The following is a 17,769-nucleotide window of genomic DNA, read 5'->3' as shown; positions in this document are numbered from 1 at the left end:
AGTTTTACCGTGGTCAACGTGGCCGATAGTACCAACGTTAACGTGCGGTTTTGAACGTTCAAATTTTTCTTTAGACACGACTCTATTCCTTATGGAGTTCCCTCTTCACGATAAAGAAGGAACTTAAATTAAAGTAGTTAACCGATGTAAAATCGATTATTTAGCGTTACGAGCTTCGATAACAGCCTGTGCAACGTTGTTTGGTGCTTCATTGTACTTCAGGAACTCCATAGAGTATGAAGCACGACCTTGTGTCTGAGAACGCAGGTCAGTAGCATAACCGAACATTTCTGACAATGGTACTTGTGCACGAACGACTTTACCAGTAGGCAGGTCATCCATACCTTCAATCATACCACGACGACGGTTCAGGTCACCAATAACATCACCCATGTAGTCTTCTGGTGTTTCCACTTCGACTTTCATGATTGGCTCAAGCAGAACAGGTTTAGCTTTTTTGAAGCCATCTTTAAACGCGATTGAAGCCGCAAGTTTAAACGCCAGTTCAGAGGAGTCAACATCATGGTAAGAACCGAAATGCAGACGAACACCCATGTTAACAACAGGGTAGCCAGCTAATGGGCCAGATTTCAGCTGCTCTTGGATACCTTTGTCAACCGCAGGGATGTATTCAGTTGGAATTACACCACCTTTGATTTCGTTGACAAATTCGTAGTCCATTGGCAGGCCGTCTTTATCGTTTTTGTTCAGTGGGAACATATCGATAAGGACATGACCATACTGACCGCGACCACCAGACTGTTTCGCGTGTTTACCTTCGATGTCAGTCACTTTAGCAGTGATTGCTTCACGGTAAGCAACTTGAGGTTTACCAACGTTCGCTTCAACTTTAAATTCACGACGCATACGGTCAACCAGAACGTCCAAGTGCAATTCACCCATACCAGCGATGATAGTCTGATTAGTCTCTTCATCACTTGATACGCGGAATGATGGGTCTTCTTGAGCCAGACGGCCTAATGCGATACCCATTTTTTCTTGGTCAGCTTTCGTTTTTGGTTCGATTGCAACAGAGATTACTGGCTCTGGGAATTCCATACGCTCCAGGATGATTGGTGCATCAACTGCACATAAAGTATCACCTGTAGTTACGTCTTTCAGACCGATAGCCGCCGCGATGTCACCAGCGCGAACTTCTTTGATCTCTTCACGTTTGTTAGCGTGCATCTGAACGATACGGCCAAAACGTTCTTTTTTCGATTTCACTGCGTTCAGAACTGTGTCACCTGAGTTAACAACACCAGAGTAAACACGGAAGAACGTTAAGTTACCAACGAATGGGTCGGTTGCAATTTTAAATGCTAATGATGAGAATGGCTCATCATCACTTGCGTGACGCTCAGCAGGCGTGTCTTTACCATCGTCCAGAATACCATTGATTGCAGGTACATCTGTTGGCGCAGGTAAGTAATCAACAACTGCATCCAGCATCGCCTGAACACCTTTGTTCTTAAATGCAGAACCACAGGTAACCAGGATAATTTCGCTTGCAAGAACACGTTGACGTAATGCAGCTTTAACTTCTGCTTCAGTCAGTTCTTCACCGCCCAGATATTTTTCCATCAGTTCTTCTGATGCTTCTGCTGCGGTTTCGATCAGGTTGTTGTGCCACTCTTCAGCTGCTTCTTGCATGTTCGCAGGGATATCTTCGTATTCGAAGGTAACGCCCTGGTCTTCATCGCTCCACTTGATTGCTTTCATTTTCAGCAAGTCAACAACACCAGTGAACGACTCTTCTGCGCCGACTGGTAATTGCAGTGGAACTGCGTTAGCCGCTAAACGTGTTTTTAATTGCTCAACAACACGTAAGAAGTTCGCACCCATACGGTCCATTTTGTTAACGAACGCGATACGTGGAACTTTATATTTGTTAGCCTGACGCCATACAGTTTCAGACTGTGGCTGAACACCACCAACTGCACAGTAAACCATTACTGCGCCATCAAGAACACGCATAGAACGTTCTACTTCGATTGTGAAGTCAACGTGTCCCGGGGTGTCGATGATGTTGATACGGTGTGGCTCATATTGTTTTGCCATACCAGACCAGAATGCAGTAGTCGCAGCAGACGTGATAGTAATACCACGCTCTTGCTCCTGCTCCATCCAGTCCATTGTTGCTGAACCTTCGTGGGTTTCACCGATTTTATGGTTTACACCAGTATAGAACAGAATACGTTCAGAAGTAGTGGTTTTACCTGCGTCGATGTGTGCGCTGATACCGATATTACGGTAGCGCGCGATGGGCGTTTGACGGGCCATTTTTTCCTCTCTCGTGGGCGTTCAATTCTTCATATAAAGGGCAGCAAAAGCTACCCTGAGATACATCACTAAGATTGGTAAGAAATTACCAACGGTAGTGTGCGAACGCCTTGTTAGCTTCTGCCATACGGTGAACGTCTTCACGTTTCTTAACGGATGAACCTTTGTTCTCAGCAGCGTCTGATAATTCATTTGCTAGGCGAAGTGCCATAGATTTATCACCGCGTTTACGAGCAGCATCAACGATCCAACGCATTGCCAGGGCATTACGACGAACCGGGCGAACTTCAACTGGAACTTGGTAAGTTGAACCACCAACACGGCGGGATTTAACTTCCACAGTCGGACGCACGTTATCCAGTGCTAATTCGAATGCATCAAGTTCAGTTTTACCAGAACGCTGAGCCAGAGTTTCAAGCGCAGTATATACGATTGCTTCAGCAGTAGATTTTTTCCCGTCTACCATCAGGATATTTACAAACTTGGCCAGTAATTCTGATCCGAACTTAGGATCTGGAAGAATTTTACGTTGACCTATTACGCGACGACGTGGCATGGATATGACTCCGTTGTTAATTCAGGTTTGTCCAAAACTCTACGAGAGTATTTTGACATTAAGATTAAAATGTTTGGCCTTACTTAACGGTAATCCATTAAGCCTTAGGTTTTTTCGCGCCGTATTTAGAACGAGCTTGCTTACGGTCTTTAACACCAGAACAGTCCAGTGCGCCGCGAACGGTGTGATAACGCACACCTGGCAAGTCTTTAACACGACCGCCACGGATAAGGATTACGGAGTGTTCCTGCAAGTTGTGGCCTTCACCACCGATGTAGGAAGATACTTCGAAACCATTCGTTAAACGAACACGGCATACTTTACGTAATGCTGAGTTTGGTTTTTTAGGAGTGGTAGTATATACACGAGTACATACGCCACGTTTTTGCGGGCAAGCTTCCAGTGCTGGAACGTTGCTTTTAACAACTTTCGAGCTACGAGATTTGCGTACCAGCTGATTAATAGTTGCCATTATTAAAAAAGCTCCTGGTTTTTTTGCTTCGTAAACACGGATTTTGACCTCGTTCGCCAACATGACGATACACGAGGACGCGAAATTTTATTGCCGACTGAGTCAGGTGTCAAGAAATATACAACTTTTAGTGCCTTTACAGGGCTAAATGTTGCTTTTGGACTTCTGTTAGCTTCACAAAACCTTGATATGTGATCACAGAAACGGCGGGTGATAGGGTATTTTGCAACCCTCGAGCATTAATATCGACATCCAAGGCATATAATTGTGCCCCCGTTTTTTGCAATGCATCAAGGTAAGGTGACTGCGATATTGCAGTAGCCACGCCATCTTGCATCAATAAAACCGCGTCTTTATCTGTAATTAGGCGAAGTATGGCCGGAAAATCACAGTTAAACGGAGATGTTGCTAATGTATAAAGCATAGAAACGATCCTACTATAGATCAAAACGCAACCCAAGCTTAAAATATGAACAATTGGTTAAAATTTCAATACCACATCACAATCGGCTAATTTTAGCTGAATTTCACGTGCGCTGAGAGTTTTAGGAGTAAGTACAAACTCGTTTATTTCTGATAATCCGCGCTCTCGAAGTGATTCCTGACAAAGATAAATATTTTCAATGTCATATAACGGCAATATTTTAAATGTTGCAATATAGTCCCGTGCAAGAATAGCTTTAGGTTGTTGGTTTGCTAACAGTTGGAAGACACCATCAGCAATAAAAAACACCTCAATTTCATCCGTTAACGCAGACGTTGCCAGTAAGGCATCCAACCCTTCACGCCCGCTTGCATTTCCATGTGGCATTGTTGTAAAAACGAAGGCGATTTTTTTCACGCGATACCTTACTTTCCTAAAATTGAAGGGTTCTATCTGTTGTCATCATCGCTTCAGCTAAGCTACCTAACCCACTCATAATAAATCCATCAGCTAAATTATTAACGGGTAATGATAAGTTTTGAGCCTGTTCTTGATCAACCACACCACGTCGTAGCGCCGCAGAAACACAAATGTGCATTTCACAACCCGCCTCTTTTGCCAATTGCTGCCAAGCCGCGAGCAAATTGAATTCGTCCGTTGCGGGGGATGTGAGTAAGTTTGCGTTCAGAACGCCTTCACGATAAAAAAACACGGTTTTTAACGTGTGCCCTTCTGCAAGAAGGGCTTGGGCAAATTGATACGCACTTGCAGCTTGTTGTGTCCCATACGCAGGGCCCGTCACCAAGATGCAGTACGTTAATGGATTAGCGTGACTCATTCACCACTCTTAAACTGACGAATGTATAAATAAACGGTGTGTTTTGAGATATTTAAGCGGTCTGCTACTTGGTTAATCGCATCTTTGATATCAAAAATACCTTTTTCGTAGAGGTTCAGAACGACTTGTTTATTCTTCGCATTATTCGATACGTTACGATCAGCGCCCACTTCTTCAATGGTGTATTCTAATGTTTGAGCCACTAAGTCATCAACAGACGAAGCAAAGTTCACATCTGAAGTCACTTCTTGTTTTGTTTCTGGAACAAATGATTGAATAATTTCGGAGAAAGGTACATCTAAATTCATATTGATGCACAGTAAACCAATGACACGCTGCTTACGGTTGCGGATCGCAATCGTCACTGATTTCATTAAGTCGCCGCTTTTCGCTTTAGTAAAGTAGGCTTTAGAGACGCTAGATTCTTCATCTGCCATATCGTGCAGCATACGCAGCGCAAGGTCAGTAATTGGGGAGCCAATTTTACGCCCTGTGTGCTGACCGTTTGCAATCCTCACCGCAGAACAATTCAGGTCTTCCAATGAGTGAAGAACAATCTCACAGTGCCCACCAATTAGCATTGCTAAGCCATCAACCGCCGCTTCATATGATTTTAAGATTTCGTGGTCGGTTTCAGCAAAAGGCTGGTTATCCAGTATATTAATATCGCTGAGGTCGTGTGACTGTAAAGAATCTGACATTTTCAACATCATCCTTCTAATGTAAACATTTCATCCAGTTGACTAATAAGGCATTCATTATTCGACTAATTTGCCTTTATTGCACCGCGTATAATCAACAATTGTGATGATAAATAATAAAATAGAGTCTTCTGAAGTTAAAACTCCAAGACGTCGCCGTCAAGCGAATGAATGCAAGACAGTCTGTTTTATCACAAGTTTTAAACAATTTGGGGATTTTTTTGCCGAAAATTCACCACGGTTAGACTCTGTTGCAACGCCAGGCAGTGACTTATCTAAAACTGGATCATAAGCCTTGATTTCGCATAATTTATAACGAAAAAAAACCAACTTACTGCTGTTAAATATATACAGTTCATTCACTGCAATGAGTTTTCATTAATAATACATTTAAACCGAAATCATAATTAAAACAATAAAATTATAATTTCTTACCATTTTATTTGGCCAGAATAGTATCAAGATATTATATTCAATTATTCAAACTTAATAATGATGTAATTCTATCTACATGCCAAATTAATTAATGAGGTTTATTTTGATTAAACGGAAAATCTACATGCTAATTATTTACTTCCTAATAGTTTCATTTAGTGAAATATACGACTTATTACTGCTCATCACTGGTGTTGTCACAATAGAGGTTGATGAGCAGACTATCTATTCAATCGTATTTACCTTACTGATTATGCTAATGCGGTCACTGCTACTTACCTCTGTGCTAAATTATTCATTACATATTAAATCCATATTTAAACGTATTTTTGTGTTAGCCATTTCATTAACATTAATCGTTGATGTGATTAACCTTTTTATTTTCTACTTATCAAATGTTGATATTTCACACTTTACACCTTTCCATATCATTAGAAATTCACCTAAAACATTTATATTTTTAACCGTATTATCCACTGCATTTTCTTTATTTTTAAATAAGGAGCTTTCATGGCAAAAACAAAAGCATCTTAATTTTTAGTGTGGTTTAATCGATAACCATGTATAGCTTAATTTTCTTATTTGTATAAAAAAGCCCAAGACAAATGCCTCGGGCTTGATGACAACTAAAATCTATTTTATTTAGCCGCTGGTTTGATATCTAATAATTCAACATCAAAAACTAAAGTTGAGTTAGCTGGGATACCCGGAACGCCATTTTCGCCATAGGCTAAATCAGCTGGAATTACTAACTGAATTTTGCCGCCTTTTTTCAGGTTTACTAAACCTTCAGTCCAGCCTTTAATGACTGAGTTTAATGGGATAGTCAGCGGCTCGTTACGTGAGTAAGAGCTATCGAATTCAGTACCATCAATCAGAGAGCCTTTGTAATGCACGACAACGGTTTCATCTGCTTTAGGTTTAGCGCCTGTACCGTCTTTTTCAATTTTGTACAGTAAGCCAGATTTGGTTTTCACTACGCCTTTTTCTTTAGCGTATTTTTCACGGAATTCAGCGCCTTTTTTCTCATTATTGGCGGATTCATCTTTCATTTTTTTGTCGGCGGCTGCTTTCACTTGCCCTTCGAATTGACGCAGTGTTTCTTCAACTTCTGCATCGGTCATTTTGCTTTTACCATTGAATGCATCTTGAACACCCGCCAATAATTGTGCGTTATCCAAATTAATGCCAATGGTTTTTTGTTCTTCTAAAGAATTTTGCATGTAGCGACCTAAAGAAGCGCCCAGTGCATAAGCATTACGCTCTTCTGCATTTTTAAATGCGCTACTTTGTGCTTTGGCTTCCGCTGCCATAACTTGCGGAGCAGTGAAAGTAAGTGCCAACGTTGTTGCCAGAAGACTTGCCTTAAACAGTGATTTCATCCTAATCTCCGATGATTTTAATGCCAACCTATTTGAACAGTAAACCCAATGTTTACCATTCATTTTATGATAATGACCCTAATGCTTTGGGTGCTCATTATTTATTTGTATAGAAACAGTATAATCATTTCTTCAGACAACATTAACAAAAAGAGGTTTCATCGCCTATATGTTTAACTAAAACTTATCTGTTGATTTGTAATGTTCGGTTATTATGATGGTTTGATTATGATGAAAACGCCTAAGGAGAGTCGAAAATGGACTCATCTCATTCATTTGAACAACGTTTAGAACTTTTAGAAAGCAAAGTGGCTTTCCAAGAATTAGCTATCGAACAGCTAAATCAAGTGATTACTGACCAGCAAATGCAGTTGACGCGGATGCAGGAACATTTACGCATCGTGACGGAAAGGTTGAAATCGTCGCAAGATTCCCATTTGGCGCGACCAGAAGAAGAAACACCGCCGCCACATTATTAGTCTCTCAGCCATTTGCCCTGATATGAAATTGGGAGATATCAATATCAGGCAATGCGACCTCTTCGGGCTTATCTAATTGCGGTACCCATTCATAGGGAACTCGATAAGCCCGGTAAATCATATTATCCCATGCGTATTGGTCGTCGGTATAAGGGGAAATATATTCCCAAACAATTCTATTTTCCTTAGTAACTTCAATAATTCGTCCATCTGTGCCTTCGGTAATCAATGTATTACCATTGAGTAACCGTTGTGCGCTACTGACGTGTGGACTATAAAATCGAAAACGATTGGTTGGCATTTTAAATCCCTGTTCATTTGCAGAATGCTGCCAAACAATATCCAAACTAATAGGATCTATCTCCAGAACTCGAGAATAGTCACGGCTCGCATTTTTTAATCCATAAGGTGATGTTGGTGTAGCTTGCCCATAACCTGCTTGCCAGCCATTATCAAAAAGTAGAATATTTCCTGCTCCTGGTAACCCTTGAGGAATTAGGTGTGCATGATGTTGGCCGATAATTGCCCCTAAATGCTTGAATTTTTCCTGAGTATAATCAGGCCCCATTCGCCAAACAATTTTTCCTGTTGCGCGACTAGTAATCCCAATGATATTCGCTTCCCTAGAGCTCCAAATCATATTCTCAGGATGAAAATCATTATTGCCATTATCATAATGTTTGTTGGGGCCAAGTCGAGATAAGCTATTGATATGTAAATAATCACCTACATCATCAGATGTCAGGTTTGGGTTACGATAAAAGACATTCTTTGCGGTTTCAGAAAAGCCAAGTTCTGAAAAGTGGTCACTGAGAGCCCATGTCCATACAATATTTCCTTGCCAATCTACCTCAACGAATACGTCATCAAGTAATGGTTTGTCTGATATTTGGGTATTTTTAATATTACGATGGCAAAGCAGTAGTGTTTTTCCATCATGAAGGTAGGGTGTCAGCTCTGGAGCGTAATACCCGACAGGATTTCCTTCTCGTTGAAAATCATGATGCGCTCTTGCAGACCAATACTGTTCTCCTGCATCATCCGTCAATGATTCAACACAATCAAATGACCAAACCTCGTGATTATGCCAGTCCCACTGCACCAAGCGAGTATGCTCACGATATTTATTATCATTTTTTGTTTGGTCAAAACATAGCAAGTTTCCTTCAGGCAACATTTTACAAGGAACCCCCGTATTTTCGGGCCAAACATGAATTTCATTGCCATTCATATCAATAAGTAAAGTTCCTTTATTCGCAACATAGAATAATGTATAGCCATTCCATGCCTCACTTGATTTATAAATAGTCGTTTTTGTAGGATAAATTGTTGGGCAACCCATTAGCGATTTCCTAAGTTATCAATTTTATGATCCATAACCAGCTCAAAGCTGTTCTCTTTGCAGACAACGAAAAGTATAAATCACGGAGATAATCTATTGGCTTACAATAAATATCATTAACTATCAGATTGGATAAAGGTGGGGATTTAACGCAGGAAATAGGCGCAATAAAAAAGCCCAACATAATGAAATGATGGGCTTTTTTTGAAACAAAAATGAACTTATTTTTTATTTCATCAATTTGTTTTAGGGATTAGTGACAACCACAACCGCCTTGTTTGTGACCATGGCCGTGACCTTCGCCACCACCACAGCAACCGCCTTCTGAACCGTGGCTATGACCGCCACCGCCACAGCAACCACCTTCGTGGTCATGGTCATGGTCGTGACCATCTGCGCCATGAACGTGGCCATGTGCGATTTCTTCTTCTGTTGCTTCACGGATGCCCATGACTTCAACATTAAATTTCAGATTTTGACCTGCTAACATGTGGTTACCATCAACGATAACTTCATCGCCTTCAATCCCTGTGATTTCAACAGGAACAGGGCCCATGTCAGTGTCAGCTAAGAAACGCATGCCAACTTCCAGCTCATCAACACCCATAAAGACGTCTTTAGGAACGCGCTGAACTAAGTTGTCATCGTATTGACCGTATGCATCGTCAGACGCCACTTCAACATCGAAGTTTTCACCAACAGAACGACCTTCTAATGCTTTTTCCAGACCAGAAATTAAAGAACCACGGCCGTGCAAGTAGTCCAGTGGCGCGCTTGCCGGGGACTCATCAACTAAAACACCGTCTTCTGTTCTTACTTGATAAGCCAAGCTTACCACCAAGTCTTTTGCTACTTTCATGACATCTCCTACTACCCGTAAGGGGAAAATTTTTTGCCAATTGTACCGAAAAACAAGGGTGATGTATTGAGAATTGACAAATTTCTCTTATTCAGGTGTAAAAATACCAATGACCTGTTCTTTTTGCCTCACATGTTCAGTGGCAACTTCCCCTGCTTGACGCTGTTGGTCACCACAATTAACGCACTCTACCACATCAATTTTATCTTCACGCCACATCATCAGCGTATCTTGTGATTGGCATTTCGGGCAGGTCGCGCCTGCAATAAAACGCTTACGTGTTGAAGCCATTTCTTACCCTTATTGTTCATTGTTCCAGCTATGTGGCTGCCGGTGTTCTCTTTGCATCTCTTTTTCAAATAGCTCATTGAGCTCACGACGCGCTTCTTTCACACGTGAAATTTGCCCGCTATCGCTGTTTTCACTTTCGGGATAAACATCCCGTAACATGCGCATATCTAAACGACGGAAATGCTGTTTTGCCCGATAAGCTTTGTGTGGATGCATACCAGTACTAATTAATGCCTTACTACCCAGTTCAAGGGCGCTAGAAAATGTTTCACGGCTAAAATCAGTCACACCACTGTGCAACAATTCATGTGCTTCCAGACGGCCTTTTGCTCGAGCAATAATATGCAAGTTAGGGAAATTTTCTTGGCAAATTTGCACAATTTCCATCACTTCCTCTGGCACATCACTGGTTATCACGATGGCTTTGGCTTTATCTGCCCCTGCTGAGCGCAGTAATTGCAGCTCCCGCGCATCGCCGTAATATACGGTATAGCCATAGCGGCGCATTGTACCAATCGCAGTCACATCTTGCTCAAGCACCGTGATTTTGACTTTATTCGCCATTAATAAACGCCCAACCACTTGCCCCATGCGTCCAAACCCAACCAAAATGACATGCGGATCGTTGTCTTCCACAAAGGGTTTTTCACTGGATGCGGGCTGCTGATTATAACGGTAGTTCAAATAGGCATCTATCAGCTGCATCACAAGTGGCGTTGTCATCATTGAAAGTGTGACCACCACCAGCAAAAGATCCATTTGGCGCTCATCAATCACACTCGCCCCAAAAGCTGTGGCATAAATGACAAAAGCAAATTCACCACCTTGGCTTAAAACCCCTGAAAATTGAGCTCGCGCACCATTACGTAATCGAGCAGCAAAACCAAGCAAGTACAGCACCAAGGCTTTAACTGCCACTAAAACCACTACCGCAATCAATACCTGAGGTAAATAGGTCCACAACACTTGTAAGTTGAGCGACATACCCACGGAGATAAAAAATAGCCCCAATAGCAAGCCCTTAAATGGCTCAATGTTGATTTCCAGTTCATGACGGAATTCTGTTTCCGCCAACATTACCCCCGCCATAAAGGTACCTAACGCCATCGAAAAACCGAGGCTTTCCATAATCAACGCAGAACCTAATACCACTAAGAGTGCGGCGGCGGTAAAAATTTCATGCACACCCGATTTTGCCGCTAACCTAAACATCGGGCGCAATAAGTAGCGCCCCACCACCCACAACCCGACAAAAGCAACAACTTTTAAGCCTATTTTTTGCCAATCACTGGTTGCCGTGTCCCCTGCCAATAAGGGGATTAATGCCATAATCGGGATCACAGCCATATCTTGGAATAACAAAACGGAAAAACCGAGCTGACCGCTTTCTTTATTGGACATGCCCTTTTCATTCATCAGTTGGAGTGCCATCGCCGTCGATGACATCGCCATCCCTAGCCCCCCAACAATAGCGGCTTGCCACGAAAATTTGGCTAAAAACAGCAGTGATGCCATGATTGCCGCAGTGACCACCACTTGAACGGTGCCAACGCCAAAAATCGAACGCCGTAGCTCCCATAACTTAGAAGGTTTTAACTCTAAGCCAATTAAGAACATAAGGAACACGACGCCCATTTCAGAGAAGTGCAAAATATCATCAACATTATGGATAAAGCCAAGGACAAACGGCCCAATCATAATCCCTGCCAATAGATACCCAAGTACCGCGCCCAAACGAATTTTCTGAGCAATAGGTACCATGATGACACCCGCACAAAGAAAAATAATGACGGATTCAAATAGCCCCATATCAGACATTAGGAAAGCCCTCCCGCACTTAGCGGTTGTTGTATCCATTGACGGTAGTCATCAATCAGCTGTTGAAAATGGGCTTTAGGCTGCCGACGTGCCGCATAAATTATGGTCGGCTCCAGCCATTGCATATCACACATCAATGCGGTCAATTCAAATGGACGAAGTATTTCTGTTAACGGATAACGGTTGTACCCATCGTGTTGGTAGGCATGGATAGGCTCACCGGTTGTAATCACTGAGCGCCAATATTTGCCTTTTAATTTTTGATACCCCATATCCGTGGCGAAACGACGCGTTAATACGCGGTCAAACCACTCTTTCAATAATGCGGGGCAACTATAAGTATAGAGGGGATGCTGAAAAACAATCACATCATACAAGCACAGCAGCTTTTGCTCCGCGGTCACATCAATAAAATAATCGGGATATGTGGCGTAGAGATCATGCACCGTGACATGCTCAAAATCGCGCACCGCATCAAGCAATGCCTTGTTGGCGATAGATTCATCAGGGTCTGGGTGGGCATAGACCACCAGCACTTTTGGTGTATTTGACATCTTTCCCTCCTCAAAGGCGTGTCAGACGGAACATTTTCCGTTACCATGCTGCCTGCTAAATAGAGTTTACGCCCTAAATATTGCAGTATTCGTATTATTATTCGAACGTATATACGTTGGTAATTTAACATATTTTTAATAGACGGTTGCTATGATTGTTTTCTCTTCACTCCAAATTCGTCGAGGCGTTCGTGTTCTTTTGGACAATGCCACGGCGACGATTAACCCCGGCCAAAAAGTTGGTTTAGTGGGTAAAAACGGCTGCGGTAAATCGACTCTGCTTGCGCTGTTAAAAGGCGAATTACAGGCTGAAGCAGGCTCGGCAACGTTTCCAAGCAACTGGTCTATGGCATGGGTCAACCAAGAAACCCCTGCATTAGATGTGCCAGCACTCGAATATGTCATTGACGGTGACCGTGAGTTTCGTGCCCTTGAGCAAAAACTGGCCCAAGCCAATGAAAAAAATGATGGTCACGCCATTGCTGTCGTCCATGGGCAATTAGATGCTATCGATGCATGGACAATCCGTTCGCGTGCATCCAGTTTGCTTCATGGTTTAGGTTTTAGCCAAGCGCAATTAGATTCCCCGGTAAAATCGTTTTCCGGTGGATGGCGTATGCGTTTGAACCTCGCGCAGGCACTACTTTGCCGCTCTGATTTACTGTTACTTGATGAGCCCACCAACCACCTTGATTTAGATGCGGTGATATGGCTGGAAAAATGGCTGAAAAGCTACCAAGGCACGTTAATTTTGATTTCCCATGATAGGGATTTCCTCGACCCAATTATTGATAAAGTGTTGCATATTGAACAGGAAACGATGTTCGAATACACGGGCAACTACTCTTCGTTTGAACGCCAGCGTGCAACGAAGCTGGCTCAGCAACAATCGCTGTATGAAAGCCAACAGGCTAAAGCGGCACACTTACAAAGCTATATTGACCGCTTTAGAGTGCAAGCCACCAAAGCAAAACAAGCACAAAGCCGTATTAAGATGTTGGAAAAAATGGAAATGGTGGCACCTGCACACGTGGATAACCCATTCCATTTTTCATTCCGTAAGCCTGAAAGTCTGCCAAACCCATTATTAAAGATGGAAAAAGTGAGCGCGGGTTACGGTGAAAAAGTCATTTTACAATCGATTAAGTTGAATCTGGTTCCGGGTTCACGTATTGGGTTACTGGGTCGCAATGGCGCAGGTAAATCTACGTTAATTAAGATGTTAGCAGGCGATTTGCCACCGCTACAGGGGGAGATTTCCCTCGCCAAAGGCATCAAGTTAGGTTATTTCGCCCAGCACCAATTGGAATACCTGCACCCAGAAGAGTCCCCATTGCAGCACCTTGCACGCCTTGCCCCTGAACAAACGGAGCAACAACTGCGTGACTATTTAGGCGGTTTTGGCTTTAAAGGTGACCAAGTGACAGACCCAAGCGGTCGTTTCTCTGGCGGGGAAAAAGCACGTTTGGTGTTAGCGCTAATTGTCTGGCAACGCCCGAACCTGTTGTTACTTGATGAGCCAACTAACCACTTGGATTTGGACATGCGCCAAGCCCTCACCGAGGCTTTGATGGCATTCGAAGGTGCATTGGTTGTCGTTTCCCATGATAGGCACTTACTGCGTACCACCACTGATGAGCTGTACTTAGTTCACGGCGGTGCGGTAGAGCAATTTGATGGCGATTTAGAAGATTACCAACAATGGCTTGCAGAGCAAAACAAGCTCGAATTACAGCAAGTGCGTGACCAGCAAGAGAAAGACAAACCCTCAGCGGCGACAACCGTCACTGCACAAGATAGAAAAGATCAAAAACGTCGCGAAGCGGAGTTCCGCCAACTGACTCAACCAATCCGTAAAAAAATCACGGAGCTGGAAAAGCAGATGGAAAAACACTCAACATCCCTGAGCGAGTTAGAAGCTAAGCTTTCTGATGCCGCTATTTATGAGCAAGATAAAAAAGCGGAGCTGACCGAGTGTTTGAAAAAACAAACGGAGCAAAAATCAGCCCTTGAAGACGTTGAAATGGAATGGATGGAACTGCAAGAAAAGCTGGAAGTGATGACCAGCGAGTTTGAGGCAGGCTAGTTCTTCTTCCACTAATTAACATGCAAAAAAGCGCTTATTTCTTGAACAGATAAGCGCTTTTTATTTACCCTAATTTTGATTATCTATCGCCCTTAATTGCACAAATGCACAGTGCAGTTGTGCAATTGAAAACATGTTGCTACAATGCCACATCTTTGCCATTTTTCAAGGAGTGAAAATGCAACAGAGTGAGGATGACTGCAAATTACAGTTTAGAGAAAAATACTTAGGTTTATTCTATCAATACGGTACGGTTCATAAGGCGATACCTTCAAACATTCAAGCTGTACTTGCTCGAAAATTGGATATGTTGAATGCAGCCATTATTTTAAATGATGTAAAAAGCCCACCAGGTAATAGGCTGAAAAAATTAAACTCACCGTTGGAAAGCTACTACTCAATAAGAGTCAATAACCAATATCGTTTAATTTTTAAATGGGAAAATGGTATCAAAGATCTATACCTAGATCCTCATAAAGACGTCTAACACCGATTGAGTGAATGGTAGCTAGGTTCTAGCACCTGCGAGCTTACCATACCTAAAAATAATTAATTTAGTTCGAAAAAGATGACAAGGAGAAAACCATGCAAGCGATGCGAAAACCCGCAAGTGTTGGTGACGTGTTACTTTATGAATATCTCATACCCACAGGTATGAAAATTAACGAGCTTTCTGAGCTACTCGGCGTTCATAGAAATACCATTAGCGCATTAGTGAATAATAATCGAAAACTATCTATCGATATGGCCTTCAAACTCGCAAAAGCTTTTAATACCAGCAAAGACTATTGGTTAAATCTTCAACAAGCTGTTGATGTTTGGGAAGTAAGAAGTGATCCTCGACTACAGGCAGAAATAAATAACATAATGTTTTATAAAGATTTTCTAAATGAAAAAGCGAAAGAAATTGCTTGATTTAGCTCCCCTCATGATGAAATGAGGGGATTTTTAGTATTAATTCGTCACACACATCACATAATACTGCCCATCGATAATTTCGGTTCCTTCGGTTTCATGTTCGAAGCCGGGGAACTCGCTATCCCACGCTTGCAGGCTGTGTAGATAACCAATATGTGGGCTATTTTTATCCCCAAAGCTTTCCCCTGATAGCAACATCGGGATACCCGGTGGATACGGAATAATCGAATTGGCGGCAATACGCCCTGCGAGTTTATCGAGCGGAACGGCTTCCACACGGTTAGCGACAATTTCTTGGTACGCATCTCGTGGGCTCATCATCACTTCAGGCAGTTGTTCATAGGCTTGGTTCAATTGCCCACCAGGGTTATTTTTTTGCAGATAAGCGAACATTTTATCGCCTAAGTCTCGTAACCCCATATGCCCATATATTTCGGGAGCGCTTTCCACCACTTCTGGCAACACCTTCTTCAACCCCGTGTTATTGTCATAATGGCGTTTAAAGGAAAGCAGCGCATTGACCAACGTCCCCCATTTCCCTTTGGTGATCCCCATAGAAAACAAAAACATAATCTGGAAATCAGTTGTCCGCGTTGGCACAATACCATAATGGTTTAGCCATGCTGTGACCAACGCTGCGGGCACACCGGTATCCAGCAACTTGCCATTATCCCCCATTCCCGGTGACAAAATACTGACTTTAATCGGGTCAAGCATCGCCCAATTTTCAGGGATATCTTTAAAACCGTGCCATTTATCCTCTGGGTTCATTACCCAGCAGCTCTGCTCTTTCATCAGCAACTCAACAGGGGCATCTTCAAAAGCATAACGTTTTCCTGTTGCAGGGTCTTTCACCATCTCCTGATTCCATGGCTTAAAGAACCATTCGTCATCATTGAGAAATTCTTTATACAAGTAACCCAGTGATTGGCGGAAATCGATAGATTCACGAATCACTTCATCGGTGAGTGAACGCCCACTATTCCCATCCATCATATCTGCCGCGATATCATTTGAGGCGCATATCGCGTATAGCGGCGAGGTGGTGGCGTGCATATGGTAAGCCTGATTAAAACGATTGAAATCAATTGAATTGCGGCCGTTTCTGATGTGAATAAATGATGCTTGAGATAACGCATTTAACAATTTATGCGTAGAGTGCGTGGCAAAGATGGTAGGTTCATCGCCATTTCTCGGTTCATCTCGCATGGCAAAATGGTCATGATAAATGGGATTAAAACGCGCGTAGCCATACCATGCCTCATCAAAATGAATTCTATCCAATGATTTATCCAGTAAATCTTGAACTTTGCGTGCATGGTAGCACACGCCATCATAGGTACAGTTCGTGACAACACTGTAGGCCGGACGTTTACCGATTTTATCCGATGTTAGTGGGTTTTTAGCGATTTTTTCTGCAATGGCTTCAGGCGTCATCTCTTTCGGATAAATGGGACCAATAATCCCATAGCGATTGCGGCTTGGTGTCATATACACAGGCTTAGCACCTGTCAGGATCAACCCTTGTTCAATCGATTTATGGCAATTTCTGTCGATGACCACAACGTCTTCATCGGTCATACAGGCTTGCATAATCGTTCGGTTAGAACCCGATGTCCCGACAACCACAGAGTAAGATTGGTCAGCACCGAAGATGCGTGCCGCATTTTTTTCACATTCGCCAAATGCCCCTGTGTGGTCAAGTAACGACCCCACCGCAACTCGCTCAATGCCGATATCTGTGCGGAATAAATTCTCACCAAAGAAATCGTGGTAAATTCGCCCCGCAGGTGTTTTGGTAAACCCAACGCCGCCTTGGTGCCCCGGTGCAGCCCACGAATATTCGTGGATATCACTGTATTTAATTAAGCTTTTCATTAATGGCGGCAGCAACTGCGCACGATAACGAATAATTGCCGCGAGGACGCGCCCTGCAATAAAGTCGGCTGAGTCCTCTAAAATCCAAGCAAACTCATCGACTTGCTCCATCATTTTGCGGTCAAAGGCGGTCAGTGCTTCTTCACGATCACTCAGTAAGAAAACAGGTACATCTTCTTGTCGACGGTGAAGCTGGGTAATTAACTGATGAGCTTGGGTTTGTTCTTGCTTGTCTGACATGTCACGACCGTATAACAAGCAATCAATACTGGTGTTTGAACGGATGTATGCCATGCCATCTTCAAAATCACGAATAATCACGGTTTCAACATGTTCATCGTTCAATTCGCTCGCAAGCCTTGCAACTGCGTGGCTAATAACGGAATCTTCGTCAGTTAACTCAGTATAAACAATGAGTGCTCTCATCAATAATTCCCCTTTGAATATTTTAAA

18 protein-coding genes and 1 pseudogene are annotated in these 17,769 nt (G+C 42.8%); 4 read left to right on the top strand and 15 right to left on the bottom strand.

Annotation, left to right across the window (positions count from 1 at the left end):
- The 9 genes and pseudogenes from AC4IFT_RS15925 to fkpA form a co-directional block, all read right to left on the bottom strand.
- Positions 1-78, bottom strand: a pseudogene (locus AC4IFT_RS15925) (GTP-binding protein); the annotation flags it as partial.
- Between the two features lie 78 nt (positions 79-156).
- Positions 157-2,283: an elongation factor G gene (gene fusA / locus AC4IFT_RS15920; RefSeq protein ID WP_490735233.1), complete on the bottom strand. Its 2,127-nt coding sequence runs from the start codon at positions 2,281-2,283 to the stop codon at positions 157-159.
- A gap of 85 nt (positions 2,284-2,368) precedes the next feature.
- On the bottom strand, positions 2,369-2,839 hold the full coding sequence (gene rpsG, locus AC4IFT_RS15915) for a 30S ribosomal protein S7 (RefSeq protein ID WP_219245461.1): 471 nt from the start codon (positions 2,837-2,839) through the stop codon (positions 2,369-2,371).
- A gap of 97 nt (positions 2,840-2,936) precedes the next feature.
- The gene (gene rpsL / locus AC4IFT_RS15910) at positions 2,937-3,311 is read right to left on the bottom strand and encodes a 30S ribosomal protein S12 (RefSeq protein ID WP_004265905.1); all 375 of its coding nucleotides are present in this window, start codon (positions 3,309-3,311) and stop codon (positions 2,937-2,939) included.
- A 136-nt stretch (positions 3,312-3,447) separates the two neighbouring features.
- Entirely contained in the window at positions 3,448-3,735 is a 288-nt protein-coding gene (gene tusB, locus AC4IFT_RS15905; protein WP_490751846.1) for a sulfurtransferase complex subunit TusB, read from the bottom strand.
- A gap of 57 nt (positions 3,736-3,792) precedes the next feature.
- Positions 3,793-4,152: a sulfurtransferase complex subunit TusC gene (tusC, locus tag AC4IFT_RS15900; RefSeq protein ID WP_490735238.1), complete on the bottom strand. Its 360-nt coding sequence runs from the start codon at positions 4,150-4,152 to the stop codon at positions 3,793-3,795.
- Between the two features lie 16 nt (positions 4,153-4,168).
- A complete protein-coding gene (gene tusD, locus AC4IFT_RS15895; RefSeq protein WP_490735240.1) occupies positions 4,169-4,573 on the bottom strand; it encodes a sulfurtransferase complex subunit TusD in 405 nt (134 codons plus the stop codon).
- Positions 4,570-5,274: a helix-turn-helix transcriptional regulator gene (locus AC4IFT_RS15890; RefSeq protein WP_206084803.1), complete on the bottom strand. Its 705-nt coding sequence runs from the start codon at positions 5,272-5,274 to the stop codon at positions 4,570-4,572. Before AC4IFT_RS15890 ends, tusD begins: the two co-directional genes overlap by 4 nt.
- 1,073 nt (positions 5,275-6,347) lie before the next feature.
- On the bottom strand, positions 6,348-7,091 hold the full coding sequence (fkpA, locus tag AC4IFT_RS15885; protein ID WP_490751844.1) for an FKBP-type peptidyl-prolyl cis-trans isomerase: 744 nt from the start codon (positions 7,089-7,091) through the stop codon (positions 6,348-6,350).
- A gap of 257 nt (positions 7,092-7,348) precedes the next feature.
- On the opposite strand from fkpA, the gene AC4IFT_RS15880 reads away from it, so the two are divergent.
- A complete protein-coding gene (locus tag AC4IFT_RS15880; protein WP_206084806.1) occupies positions 7,349-7,570 on the top strand; it encodes a SlyX family protein in 222 nt (73 codons plus the stop codon).
- A 4-nt stretch (positions 7,571-7,574) separates the two neighbouring features.
- On the opposite strand, the gene AC4IFT_RS15875 is transcribed toward AC4IFT_RS15880, so the two are convergent.
- The 5 genes from AC4IFT_RS15875 to kefG all read right to left on the bottom strand — a co-directional run bounded on the left by AC4IFT_RS15875 (position 7,575) and on the right by kefG (position 12,434).
- On the bottom strand, positions 7,575-8,912 hold the full coding sequence (locus AC4IFT_RS15875; RefSeq protein WP_490751842.1) for an arylsulfotransferase family protein: 1,338 nt from the start codon (positions 8,910-8,912) through the stop codon (positions 7,575-7,577).
- Between the two features lie 253 nt (positions 8,913-9,165).
- Positions 9,166-9,771, bottom strand: coding sequence for a peptidylprolyl isomerase (gene slyD / locus AC4IFT_RS15870; RefSeq protein ID WP_206084807.1), 606 nt, complete (start codon positions 9,769-9,771; stop codon positions 9,166-9,168).
- 87 nt (positions 9,772-9,858) lie between these two features.
- Positions 9,859-10,062: a YheV family putative zinc ribbon protein gene (locus tag AC4IFT_RS15865; protein WP_206084808.1), complete on the bottom strand. Its 204-nt coding sequence runs from the start codon at positions 10,060-10,062 to the stop codon at positions 9,859-9,861.
- Between the two features lie 9 nt (positions 10,063-10,071).
- Positions 10,072-11,880, bottom strand: coding sequence for a glutathione-regulated potassium-efflux system protein KefB (kefB, locus tag AC4IFT_RS15860; protein ID WP_490751840.1), 1,809 nt, complete (start codon positions 11,878-11,880; stop codon positions 10,072-10,074).
- Positions 11,880-12,434: a glutathione-regulated potassium-efflux system ancillary protein KefG gene (kefG, locus tag AC4IFT_RS15855; protein WP_219245452.1), complete on the bottom strand. Its 555-nt coding sequence runs from the start codon at positions 12,432-12,434 to the stop codon at positions 11,880-11,882. The genes kefB and kefG overlap by 1 nt, the downstream gene beginning before the upstream one ends.
- Before the next feature lie 151 nt (positions 12,435-12,585).
- Between kefG and AC4IFT_RS15850 the strand changes: the two genes are divergently transcribed.
- The 3 genes from AC4IFT_RS15850 (at position 12,586) to AC4IFT_RS15840 (ending at position 15,435) form a co-directional block, all read left to right on the top strand.
- Positions 12,586-14,520, top strand: a complete 1,935-nt coding sequence (locus AC4IFT_RS15850; RefSeq protein WP_490751839.1) for an ABC transporter ATP-binding protein — start codon at positions 12,586-12,588, stop codon at positions 14,518-14,520.
- Between the two features lie 178 nt (positions 14,521-14,698).
- A complete protein-coding gene (locus AC4IFT_RS15845; protein WP_353244023.1) occupies positions 14,699-15,007 on the top strand; it encodes a type II toxin-antitoxin system RelE/ParE family toxin in 309 nt (102 codons plus the stop codon).
- Positions 15,008-15,105: 98 nt separating this feature from the next.
- Positions 15,106-15,435, top strand: a complete 330-nt coding sequence (locus AC4IFT_RS15840) for a HigA family addiction module antitoxin (RefSeq protein ID WP_490735247.1) — start codon at positions 15,106-15,108, stop codon at positions 15,433-15,435.
- A 39-nt stretch (positions 15,436-15,474) separates the two neighbouring features.
- Here AC4IFT_RS15840 and adiA read toward each other — a convergent pair whose 3' ends face one another.
- Entirely contained in the window at positions 15,475-17,742 is a 2,268-nt protein-coding gene (gene adiA / locus AC4IFT_RS15835) for an arginine decarboxylase (protein ID WP_353244021.1), read from the bottom strand.
- Between the last annotated feature and the right edge of the window lie 27 nt (positions 17,743-17,769).

The sequence above is a fragment of the Providencia sp. UF-183 genome, assembly GCF_058246155.1.
Note: the sequence above shows the minus strand (reverse complement) of the source record. Positions and strands in the feature narration are given on the sequence as shown.